Raw genomic sequence first — 12,295 nt, 5'->3', positions numbered from 1 at the left:
TATGATTAAGTGATTATTATGAAAGGTATTGTACTTGCAGGAGGTTCTGGAACTCGTCTTTATCCTATTACAAAAGCTGTTTCAAAACAATTATTGCCTTTATATGATAAACCTATGATTTATTATCCTATTTCTGTTTTAATGCTTGCTGGGATTAAGGAAATATTAATTATTTCAACTCCTAGGGACTTACCGATGTATAAGGATCTTTTAGGTGACGGTGAAAGTTTAGGAATTAAATTCTCATATGCTGTTCAAGACGACCCTAACGGACTTGCTGAAGCATTTATCATTGGTGAAGAATTTATTGGTGATGATAATGTTGCTTTAATTTTAGGAGATAACGTATTTCATGGACACAGATTTACAGAAATCCTTGAAAGGGCAACTAAACTAGAAGAAGGAGCAGTAATTTTCGGATACTACACAAACAATCCTAAAGCTTTTGGTGTTGTTGAATTTGATAAGGAGTGGAATGTAATTTCAGTTGAAGAAAAACCTGAAAATCCTAAATCAAATTATATTGTTCCTGGGCTTTATTTCTATGATAACGATGTAATTGAAATTGCCAAAAACGTTGAACCTTCCCCAAGAGGTGAAGTTGAAATAACTTCAATTAATGAAGAGTATTTAAAACGTGGAAAGCTTAAAGTTGAGCTATTGGGAAGAGGAATGGCCTGGCTTGATACAGGAACTCATGAAGGACTTCTGGAAGCTGCAAACTTCATTGAAACAATTCAAAAAAGACAGGGATTATACATTGCATGTCTTGAAGAGATTGCTTATTATAAAGGATATATCACAAAAGAGCAATTACTTGAAACTGCAGAAGAACTTAAAAAAACAGATTATGGCGAATATTTATTTAATTTAGCTAAAAAGTGAGTTTTATGGGAAAATTTAATTTTATAAAAACAGACATTGATGGAATGTTTATGGTAGAACCTACTGTTTTTGAAGATGACAGAGGATATTTTATGGAAACATACCATGAACAGGAATTTAAGGATGCTGGTTATGACTTGACATTTGTTCAGGATAATCAATCAAAATCAACTAAAGGAGTATTAAGAGGCTTACACTTGCAAGTAAAATACCCTCAGGGCAAATTAGTCCGTGTTATTAAGGGAGAAGTCTTTGATGTTGGTGTTGATTTAAGAGCTGACTCTCCAACTTATGGTAAATGGTTTGGAGCTATCTTGTCTGATGAAAATAAAAGACAATTGTATATTCCTCCTAAATTTGCTCATGGATTTTTAGTATTGTCTGATGAAGCTGAATTCGTGTATAAATGTACAGAATTCTATCACGGCGAAGATGAAAGTGGAATTAAATGGGATGATGAAGATATTGCTATTGACTGGCCATTAGATGGAATTGATGAAGTAATTTTATCCGAAAAGGATAAACAATGGCTAAGCTTTAAGCAATCTCAAATTAAATATGAGTGATTTTCATGTCAAGAATACTTGTTACCGGTGGAGCAGGGTTTATTGGAAGTAATTTTATCAGATATATGGTCAATAAATACTCTGAATATGAAATTATTAACTTAGATGATTTAACATACTGTGGAAACCTTGAAAACTTAAAGGATATAGAAAATAAGGATAACTATTCTTTTGTTAAAGGAAACATTTGTGATAAAGCAGTAGTTGATGAACTGGTTGAAAAATCAGATTATGTTATTAATTTTGCTGCTGAGAGTCATGTTGACAGAAGTATTAGTGATCCTGAAATCTTTATTAAATCAAATGTTTTGGGAACACAGGTTTTGTTAAATGCAGCTAAACAGTATGGTGTTGAAAAATATATTCAGATTTCAACAGATGAAGTTTATGGAAGCTTAGGAAAAACAGGATACTTCAAAGAAACTACTCCTTTACAGCCAAACAGTCCATATTCTGCTTCAAAAGCAAGTGGAGATTTAATTACCCGATCTTATGGTGAAACATTTGGTTTACCGATAAATATTACTCGCTGTTCTAATAACTATGGTCCTTTCCAGTTTCCGGAAAAACTTATTCCATTAATGATTTCAAACGCATTGGAGGATAAAAAACTTCCAGTATATGGCGATGGTAAGAATGTAAGAGATTGGTTACATGTCTATGACCACTGTCAAGCTATTGATTTGGTTCTTCACGATGGTAAGCTTGGTGAAGTTTATAATATTGGTGGAAATAACGAAAAACAAAATATTGAAATTGTTAAATTAATTTTAAGCCAATTAGACAAAGATGAGTCATTAATTGAATTTGTAACCGATAGATTGGGTCATGACAGACGCTATGCAATTGACTCAAATAAAATCCAAAATGACCTTGGTTGGAGCCCAAAGTATTCATTTGACGTTGGTATTGAACAGACAATCCAATGGTACTTGGATAATCAAAACTGGACCAATCAAATCAAAAGTGGCGAATATAAAGAGTATTATGAAAAAATGTATTCATGCAGATAATTTTTACACTTGAAACTTACCTCTTTTTTTATCTGTTTTGAAAACTTTTTTTAATTTTTTTGTGATATGGTTCCTTATTGTTTTTAATTTTAAACCAGTTCACTAATTTTTCATTATTTTTTAAGATTTAGTTATTTTGTAAATTTAGGATAATTTTATATATTTTATTAATCTTATTAAGATAAGTAGGAAATAATGTTTTATTAAATTATTTGGAGGAATGGTGAGTATGTTAGAGCAGTATTTGCCCTTTTTAGGTTTAATTATTTTTGGAAACATTGAGAATTTAGTATTATCCTCTCAGGGAGTTGTTGCAGGAGTAAATCCTGTTAAATTAGGTGTTGCAAGTATAGTTTGTGTATGTATCTGGTTATTCATTGGTACTTTTGCAACTGGTATGTTTATTCAATATGCACCGTTAATTGATTTTATTGGTGGTTTAGCAATTTTCATTTTAGGTGCTCAAGCAATGATTGAGTCAATAAGAGGCGATTAGAATGGATGAATTAAAACAATTCGCAGGATTATTAATTTTTGGAAATATCGAGAATTTAATTTTAGCTGCTCAAGGTGTTGTTGCTCACGTTAATCCTTTTGTTCTTGGTATTTTAAGTTTAATTGCTGTTTGTGCTTGGCTTGCAATTGGAACATTTGGTACCAAAATTGCAATGAAATATGCTCGTTACATTAATTTCGCTGGTGGACTTGCAATTTTCATTTTAGGTATTAAATCTATGATTGAGTCTGGAGTATTATTTTAAGTAATTTAATATGAGTTATATAGCCCATAAATTTTATGGTGCTTTATTTAATTTATTTAAAAGCACCAAAATTAATAATAACAAAGTTTCATTTATCATTGATTCAAAAGAATCCTTTAAAGGTAACTTAGATTATATTAAAAAGGAATTTGAGAATCGTGGAAACTTTGATTTTCACTATTTTTACAAGGATAAATTTTCTATTAGTAGTTTCAAAAAGCTCTCTAGTTCAAAATTCATATTCCTAAATGACAATTTTTTCCCGCTTGCTTTTATGAATTTCAATCCTGAAACTGTTGTTGTTCAGTTATGGCATGCTCCAGGTGCTTCTAAGAAGTTCGGAGGATCTGTAGATATTCAAAGCAGAGAAATTCTTGAAAAAATCTCTAATAAAACAGATTATTTAATTGTCACTTCAAATAATGTTAAAAAATATTATAAGGAAGCTTTCCAGATATCTGAGAGTAAAATTAAATCATTAGGCCTTCCTCGTATGGACTACTATTTTGAAAATCATGATGTAGACAAATTAAAATCAAAATTTTTAAAAGACAACAATTTCCCAACAGATAAGAAAATTGTATTGTATGCTCCAACATTTAGAGATGATGAAAAATACAATAATGTATTTAATTACTTGAATTTAGATGAATTTAACCGTGTTTTAGGTGATGAGTATGTTTTATCCTTAAGACTTCACCCTAAAATCAAAGACTTCTACAAAGAGGATATTATATCCAAAGGAAGCTATATTGATGCAAGTAATTATGAATGTGAACAGGAATTAATGCTTATAAGTGATATCTTAATTACTGATTATTCGTCTATTATGATAGAATTTGTGGCTTTGGATAAGCCTGCTATATTTTTCACATATGATTTGGATAGCTATTTGTCAAATGAACGTGGATTTTACTATGATTTTGAAAAAACCGTTCCAGGACCAATTGTTTATACCTCTGATGAATTAATAAATGTAATTAAAAATGAGGAATTTGATAAAAGCAAAATATCTGAATTTACTAAGACACAATTTGATGTAATTGATGGTGATTCATCTAAAAGAGTTGTCGACTTTCTATTAAAATAATGGCTGATAAAATGGATAATATTAAGGTTAGTGTAATCGTTCCAGTTTATAATAGTTGTGAGTATATAGGTACCACACTTGATTCAATAATTAATCAGGATTTTGAGGATTTTGAAGTTATTGTCATAGATGATGGCTCTAGCGACAACAGTCTTGAAATAATTGAAGAAAAATTATCCAAATCAAATATAAGTCACAATATAGTTCACCAGGATAATTATGGTGTAAGCTGTGCAAGAAATCGTGGAATTGAACTTGCACGTGGTGAATATATTGTTTTTGTTGACGCAGATGATTATATACAAAAAAATCATTTATCAGAATTATACAATGGAAAAACTGATTTCAGTTTAGTACAGTTAGTTAAAAAAGAAAAAAATAATATTTCTAATCCTTACAAGTTTGAAACTCAATCAATTTCTTGTGAAGATTTTATAAAAATGGAATTGAATATGGAAATTCCTTTCTCATTTTGTCAGTTAATGTATAAAAAAAGTATTATTGATGAGAATAATATCAGATTCACACCAGATGTTGTATATGGTGAAGATACAGAGTTTGCACTTAAAGCATTAGTTTTTGGAGATGTTATTTCCATTAGTAATGAAGCAACATACTGTTATATCCAGCATGAGAATTCAGCTATTAGAACATCTAATTTCAGACGTTTTTATATTGTAGATGTATTTGAAAATTTAGCAAAATACTACAAAAAGCATGGAAAAGATGAATTAGCTGATTTAATAATAACATCAAGAATACCAAAAGCTATTTTTGGAAATATGAATTATTTTTTTGTAAACAATTATGATTTTGATGAAGTACTCTCACAAATGAAAGAATTAGACTTATTTACAAAATTATCCAAGTTTGAAGGAGATTCTAAATTCAAACTTAAAATAAAGTTATTCTTATTAAGTCCAAAGAATTATTATAAAATATGGAAAAAACTTAAAAATTCAATTGATTAATATGAAAGTTTCTGTTGTTACACCTAATTATAATGGGGAAAGATTTTTAAAAACATTCTTAGAGTCCCTTAATGAAGATAGTGAGTATATTGGTGAAGTTATCATTATAGATAACGGGTCTAGTGACTCTAGTATTGACTATCTTAAAAATAATAAGTTCAATTTCCCGTTGGTTTTAATTGAAAACAAAGAAAATGTAGGTTTTTCACCAGCGGTTAACCAGGGGATAAGAAAAGCTAAAAACAGTCTTATATTTTTAATTAACAATGATACAGAAATTAAAAAAGGATCAATTAAAAAATTAATCGATTTAATAACTTCCAGCGATGATATTTTCTCAGTTCAGGCTAAAATGCTTCAATATAACAATAAAGACTTAATTGATGATGTAGGGGATGAATACAATCTTCTTGCATGGACTAAAAAAGTAGGGGAAAATCATAAATCCAGTGAATATGTTGAAGTAAGAGATATTTTTTCAAGCTGTGCTGGAGCTGCAATGTATAATAAATCAATTTTAGAAGAAATAGGTTTATTTGATGATAACTTCTTTGCATATATGGAAGATGTTGATTTAGCTATTAGATCAAGGATTAACGGATATAGAAACCTTTTATGTCCTGAAGCTATTGTTTATCATATTGGAAGTGCAACTTCAGGAAGCAGATATAATGAATTCAAGGTCAAATTAGCGGCCCGTAATAATGTATGGGTAGTTTATAAAAATATTCCAATTCCACTAAAAATTCTAAATTTTGTTTTCCTGTTTTTAGGATTTTTAATTAAATACATATTCTTTTGCAAAAAAGGCTTTGGTAAAACTTACAGGGCTGGGTTACGTGAAGGATTATCTACTAGAAGTAAGATAGATAAGGTTAAATTTGAATCCAAAAATACAAAAAACTATTTTAAACTTGAATTCAGATTAATAATAAACACTATTAAATTTTTAAAAAGATGATTAATATGGACCTTTCAGTCGTAATTGTAAACTATCAAACATTTGAACTAACAAAAAATACTATTAATTCTATTTTTGAAAATGAATGTTCATTTGAATATGAGATTTTGGTAGTTGACAATGCATCCAGTGACGATAGCCTTGCAAAGCTAAAAGAATATTTTGGCGATAAAGTAACATTTATTGCATCAAAAGAAAATAACGGTTTTGCAGCAGGAAATAATCAGGCTTTAAGGATTGCAAAAGGTAAATATGTTCTTCTTTTAAATTCAGATACAATTGTTTGGGAAAATACATTAAATAACATCTACAACTATATGGAAAATCATGAAGATGTCGGTGCATGCGGATGCAGAGTTGTTTTAGAAAACGGTGAACTTGACAAAGCATGTAAAAGGAGTTTTCCAAACGTTAAAAATTCATTTTTCAGATTGTTTCATATTCCAACAAAAAGCAAAGACAATGACTATAACTTAGATAATCTTCCTGATGATGAAATCTATGAAATTGACTGTCTTACCGGAGCATTTATGTTTATGAGAAGTGAGGCACTAAACCAGTCAGGTTTTCTTGATGAAACATTTTTCATGTATGGTGAAGATATTGACCTTTGTTATAGGATTAAAAAAGCAGGCTGGAAGATTATATACTATGGAGAATCTAAAATTACCCATTTAAAAGGTGCAAGCAGTAAAAAACAAAAATCCAAATTGATTTATGAGTTTTACAGAGCAATGTACATTTATTATAAAAAACATCATGCAGACGAGTCTTCATTTATAGTCAATATTGTAGTCTATATTGGGATTGCTGTTTTATGTATTTTAAAGCTATTTTTAAATTTATTTAAAAAGAAAGATTAAATAATTATTAAATTCAAATAATTAATATTAATCAGTTTGGGGGTAGTTTAATGATTAAAGAAAACCAAAAATTATTGAATTTAGCATTGGTTTTAATTGATGTTTTAGTTATTGCATTGGCACTTCTTTGTTCTTTATGGTTAAGATTCAAAACTACTCTTTTTGGACCTCTTGGAGGACATTTAGGATTTGTAAGTTATTTTTTATTCTTTGCTTTTGCAATAATTCCTGTTTATTTAATTTTATATTTCGCGTTTGGCCTTTATAAGCCCCGTAGAACTTATAAAAATATATTTTCAGAAGCTACCCAATTAATTAAGGTAAACATTGTTGCATTTATTGTATTAGTGTCAATTTTGTTTATCATAAATCAACCTAACTTTTCAAGGATTATGTTGATTTTATTAGCTATGATTTCAACTTTCTTTGCAATCATTGAAAGATTTACAATCAGGGCTTTTTTAAGAAGAATACGCATTAACAACAAAAATATTAAGCATATTCTCATTGTTGGAGATAATGAACTAGCTTTCAAATTTGCACGTAAGATTCGTGAAAATCCATATATGGGATTTGTTGTAAGTGGTTTTTTAGGACGCCAAGATCATATTGGACGTGAAATTGAAGGAAGCAGTATCATTGGATCTTTTTCAGATATTGATGCAATTCTTGATAAAAACAGATTTGACAGAGTTGTTTTAGCTATTCCTTTACAATATTATGATAAAATCAATGATCTTGTGGAAAGCTGTGAGAGAGTTGGAATTAAAGCGGAGATTATTCCTGATTATATCAGATATTTCCCTGCTCAGCCTTCTGTAGATATGGTTGATGACATTCCTATTATTAATATCAGATATGTTCCTTTAGATGATGATTTCAATAAATTCTTGAAATATCTCTCAGACTACATCATATCAATAATTGCAATTATTATTACATCACCAATCATGTTAATAACTGCTATTGCAATTAAATTGTCTTCCAAAGGACCTATTATATTCAAACAGGAAAGAATAGGTCATAACGGTAAACCTTTCATGATGTATAAATTCCGTAGTATGAAAGTCCAAGATCCTGATGAGGAAAAGTCTGAATGGACAACAAAAGATGACCCAAGAAAAACCAAAGTTGGGGAAATTATAAGAAAAACCAGTATTGATGAATTACCTCAATTTTTCAATGTAGTGAAAGGTGATATGAGTGTTGTAGGTCCAAGACCTGAAAGACCATATTTTGTTAAACAATTCAAGGAAACTGTTCCTAAATACATGGTTAAACATCAAGTTAGACCTGGATTAACTGGTTGGGCTCAAATTCATGGTTGTCGTGGAGATACCTCAATTAAAAAACGTATTGAATATGATATTGAATATGTAGAAAACTGGCATTTAGGTTTAGACTTAGGTATTATGATTAAAACTGTATTAAAGAAAAATCATAATGCATATTAACTTTTTTTCACTTTTTAACATAGATGCACTTAAGAAATATTTTTATTAATTTATTTTTAATTTTAGTATATGCATTACTTTTCAAATGCTCTCTCTAATAATTTTTATATACATTCTAGTTATAAAATAATAATTAACTTTTCAATGAGGGGTTTGGTATGCAAGAAGAAATTATAAATTTATATGAAAAAATTAGCGATCAACTTTCTGAAGAAGAATTTCAAGCACAAATAGATGAAATTCTCATGGAAAATGATCTTTATGATGAAGTAGATGCCGCTCATATTATTTTAGAAAAATATGGTGTCGATGATGAATCATCTGATGAATCCTGTGATGAAGCTGGAGTAGAAATGAGTGCTGAAATCTTAGAATATTATAATAAAGTTAAAGATAAGATTTCACCAGAAGACTTTTTGAATAGAATGGATTATTATAAAAGTAAAAATGAGCATGCTTCATTTATGAGTGAAGAAACATTTGCTGAAATGGTAGTAGGTGAATATGTCAACGAAGAAATTGAAGTAATCTCTGAACAACCTGATTATGCTGCTGACACTATCGATAAACTTGAAAAAGATATGAAAGATGCAACAGTTTCCGGTAGAGTAATTTCCATTTCAAACCCAAGGTCATTTAAAACACGTAAAGGACAAAGTGGACAAGTCTGTAATGTGGAATTAAAAGATAACACTGGTACAATTAGAACAGTATTCTGGACTCAAAATATCAAGCTTCTTAAGAATGTTAACGAAGGAGAAATTATCCAAATTAAAGGTGTAGATATTAAAGAAGGATATTCAGGTCTTGAAGGTAATTTAAGACAAAGATCCACCCTTATTCATTTAGATGAAGACCCTTCAAAATATCCGGAATATGTTGAAGATATCACAGATATTGCAGATATCCAAGGTGATACTAAAGTTAATATTATTGCTAGAATCGTTAGAATTTCAACTGTTAGATCCTATGAAAAGAATGGTAAGCAAGGAAAAGTTGCATCTATTGATTTACAAGATTATTCCGGTAAAATTACTTACACATTATGGAATAAGAATGTTGAATTAATCCAAGACTTAGGTCTTGAAGATGGTGACACAGTTAAAATTATCCAGGCTCAAGCCCGTGAAAGAATGAACAGGGATGGCGAAAGTGAAATGTCATTAACCCATTGGGACGGTAGGATTATCAAAGGTGATTTCGACGTTCCTGAAGTTACACATGAATTCTCACTTATTGGAGACTTATCTGAAGCACAAGATGTTTCAATTAAAGGAATTGTTTCAAGACTTCAAGATATCAAAACATTTACAAGAAAAACTGATGGTTCTGAAGGTTGTTTAAGAAACTTTGATGTTAGAGATACAACCGGTGAGATTAGAGTTACATTATGGGGAGATGACACTCAATTACCAATTAACAAAGGAGATATCATAAAAATTATTGGCGGTACTGTAAGATTTGATGAATATACTCAAAGCCAATACTCAATGAATACTAACTTTAATACTCAAATTACTATTAATCCTGAAAACTTATCTATGGAAGATTTAGATGCATTCAATGATTTAAGAGAACAATTAAGACCAGTTCCTATTGGTGAAATTTACACTATTGATGATGATGGAATTGAACTTGATGTTGTTGGAAGAATCCTTTCTGTAGATGATACTAATGAATTCCAAAGAGATGATGGAAGTATTGGAATCGTACGTTCATTAACCTTTGCTGATGAATCCGGTAAAGTCAGATTATCCTTATGGAATGAACGTGCTGAAGAAGAATATCTCGTTGGAGACGCATACCAAATTGAAAATGCAAGAACCAGATTAGGAATGTATAGTGTAGACTTAAATATTGGTAGTGGAGCTCGTCTTATTAAATTATCTGAAGAACAAGCTTCTGCAATGTTTATACCAGAATTAGCTACATTAGAAAAAGCATTATATGATTATAAGAAAATTGAAGAGATCGATGAAGATGATACTGATGTCATTATCATAGGTCGTGTCATTGAATTAAACGATGTTCGTACATTTGAAAGAGACAATGGGGATACTGGTGCTGTAAGAAATATTGAAATTGCAGATGAAACTGGTTCTATTAGAATTGTCTTATGGGATGACAATGCTCAAAGAGAATTTGAAATGGGTCAAGCAATTAAATTACAAAATCCTCGTTTCGATTTAGACAGAGACAACCGTATTGAAGCTGTTGTTAATAGAAGCACTGCAATTTTAGAACCAAATGAAAACGAACTTGAAAGATTACCTTCACAAGATGAATTAATGGAAGCAATTTACGTTCCTAAACCTATCGAATCATTAACTGAAGATGATGTTAATGTTTGTGTAACAGGTACTATCCATGATGTGGAAGCTGATAGAGTTATCCGTAAAAGATGTCCTGCTTGTGGAAAAACCGTAGAAGAAACAGAAGATGAATATATCTGTGATTACTGTGGTCATGTATTCGATGATCCTAAATATCTTCTCATGGTTCCTTTAAGGATTGAAGATGATACTGGTTCAATTAAAGTCACTTTCTTCGATAATTTAGCTGAAGAATTGATTGGAATGAACAAAGAAGAAATTATCAGCATTGTTGATGATGGTTACGGAATTGAAGACAAACTTGAAGATTTAGAAGGTCTTACTATTGAAATTTTAGCTAATGTAAGTTTCGATGATTATAATGAAGAAAATAGGTTAAATCCTAAGAAAATTTTATCAAAATACTATTAAATAAACAAAAGGAATGAGAATTATGGTTGAATTAAATGATTTACCAGGTGTTGGAGAAAAAACCGCAGAAAAATTAAGGGATGCAGGATTTGCAGATATGATGAGATTAGCAACCGCTACTGCTAAAGAATTATCTGTAAAAGCAGAAATCGGTGAAGGTGTTGCTGAAAAAGTTATTGAAGCTGCTCGTAAATCTGAAAACATTGATTTTGAAACTGCATTGGAAGTTGATGAAAGAAGAAAAGACGTTGGACATATTACTGTTGGTAGTCAAGAGTTCAATGATTTAATCGGCGGTGGAATTGAAACTCAATCTATTACTGAAGTATTTGGTGAATTTGGATCTGGTAAAAGTCAAATTTCTCATGAATTAGCTGTAACTGTTCAATTACCTGAAGAATTAGGTGGTCTTGATGGTGAATGTGTATTTGTGGATACTGAAAACACATTCCGTCCTGAAAGAATCAGACAAATTGCTGAAGGTTTTGAATTAGATGTTGAAGAAGTTTTAGGAAGAATCCATGTTGCTCGTGCATTCAACTCTTCTCACCAAATCTTAATGGTTGATAAAATCAATGATTTAATTCAAAATGGTAAAAATGTTAAATTAGTTATTGTTGACTCTTTAATGGCTCATTTCAGAGCAGAATATGTTGGAAGAGAGTCTTTAGCAGTAAGACAACAAAAATTAAACCAACATTTACATTCTCTTCAACAAATTGCTAATACTTACAATGTTGCTGTATTTATTACAAACCAAGTTCAAGCTAAACCTGATTCCTTCTTTGGAAGCCCAACAAAAGCTATTGGTGGACACGTTTTAGGACACGCTTCTACTTACAGAATCTGGCTTAAAAAAGGTTTGGCTGGAAAAAGAATTGCACGTTTAGTAGACTCACCTCACTTACCTGAAGGTGAATGTGTATTCAAAATTACTAGCGAAGGTATTGTTAGTTAAATAACTAACTCTATTTTCTTATTTTTTTC

Annotated in this window: 12 protein-coding genes; all 12 read left to right on the top strand. The window is 30.3% G+C overall.

Annotated elements, in window-relative coordinates; genetic code table 11:
* Positions 1–18 precede the first annotated feature (18 nt).
* The 12 genes from rfbA to radA all read left to right on the top strand — a co-directional run bounded on the left by rfbA (position 19) and on the right by radA (position 12,266).
* Positions 19–885, top strand: a complete 867-nt coding sequence (gene rfbA, locus PUD86_04555) for a glucose-1-phosphate thymidylyltransferase RfbA (GenBank protein ID MDD6776543.1) — start codon at positions 19–21, stop codon at positions 883–885.
* Between the two features lie 5 nt (positions 886–890).
* Entirely contained in the window at positions 891–1,451 is a 561-nt protein-coding gene (rfbC, locus tag PUD86_04550; protein MDD6776542.1) for a dTDP-4-dehydrorhamnose 3,5-epimerase, read from the top strand.
* 5 nt (positions 1,452–1,456) lie between these two features.
* A complete protein-coding gene (gene rfbB, locus PUD86_04545; GenBank protein MDD6776541.1) occupies positions 1,457–2,464 on the top strand; it encodes a dTDP-glucose 4,6-dehydratase in 1,008 nt (335 codons plus the stop codon).
* Positions 2,465–2,693: 229 nt separating this feature from the next.
* Entirely contained in the window at positions 2,694–2,960 is a 267-nt protein-coding gene (locus PUD86_04540) for a hypothetical protein (protein MDD6776540.1), read from the top strand.
* Between the two features lies 1 nt (position 2,961).
* Positions 2,962–3,225 carry a hypothetical protein gene (locus tag PUD86_04535; protein ID MDD6776539.1) on the top strand — a complete coding sequence of 88 codons (264 nt, stop codon included), beginning with the start codon at positions 2,962–2,964 and terminating at the stop codon, positions 3,223–3,225.
* A 10-nt stretch (positions 3,226–3,235) separates the two neighbouring features.
* Positions 3,236–4,315 (top strand): CDP-glycerol glycerophosphotransferase family protein, encoded by a 1,080-nt coding sequence (locus PUD86_04530; protein MDD6776538.1) that lies wholly within the window; start codon positions 3,236–3,238, stop codon positions 4,313–4,315.
* Between the two features lie 11 nt (positions 4,316–4,326).
* Positions 4,327–5,286 (top strand): glycosyltransferase family A protein, encoded by a 960-nt coding sequence (locus tag PUD86_04525; protein MDD6776537.1) that lies wholly within the window; start codon positions 4,327–4,329, stop codon positions 5,284–5,286.
* 1 nt (position 5,287) lies between these two features.
* Positions 5,288–6,247: a glycosyltransferase family 2 protein gene (locus tag PUD86_04520; GenBank protein ID MDD6776536.1), complete on the top strand. Its 960-nt coding sequence runs from the start codon at positions 5,288–5,290 to the stop codon at positions 6,245–6,247.
* 5 nt (positions 6,248–6,252) lie between these two features.
* The gene (locus PUD86_04515; protein MDD6776535.1) at positions 6,253–7,110 is read left to right on the top strand and encodes a glycosyltransferase family 2 protein; all 858 of its coding nucleotides are present in this window, start codon (positions 6,253–6,255) and stop codon (positions 7,108–7,110) included.
* Between the two features lie 50 nt (positions 7,111–7,160).
* Positions 7,161–8,564: an undecaprenyl-phosphate glucose phosphotransferase gene (locus tag PUD86_04510; GenBank protein ID MDD6776534.1), complete on the top strand. Its 1,404-nt coding sequence runs from the start codon at positions 7,161–7,163 to the stop codon at positions 8,562–8,564.
* 158 nt (positions 8,565–8,722) lie between these two features.
* Positions 8,723–11,308, top strand: coding sequence for an OB-fold nucleic acid binding domain-containing protein (locus tag PUD86_04505; protein ID MDD6776533.1), 2,586 nt, complete (start codon positions 8,723–8,725; stop codon positions 11,306–11,308).
* A 22-nt stretch (positions 11,309–11,330) separates the two neighbouring features.
* Positions 11,331–12,266 carry a DNA repair and recombination protein RadA gene (radA, locus tag PUD86_04500; protein ID MDD6776532.1) on the top strand — a complete coding sequence of 312 codons (936 nt, stop codon included), beginning with the start codon at positions 11,331–11,333 and terminating at the stop codon, positions 12,264–12,266.
* Positions 12,267–12,295: the final 29 nt, after the last annotated feature.

Source organism: Methanobacteriaceae archaeon, assembly GCA_029219465.1.
GTDB lineage: Archaea > Methanobacteriota > Methanobacteria > Methanobacteriales > Methanobacteriaceae > Methanocatella.
Note: the sequence above shows the minus strand (reverse complement) of the source record. Positions and strands in the feature narration are given on the sequence as shown.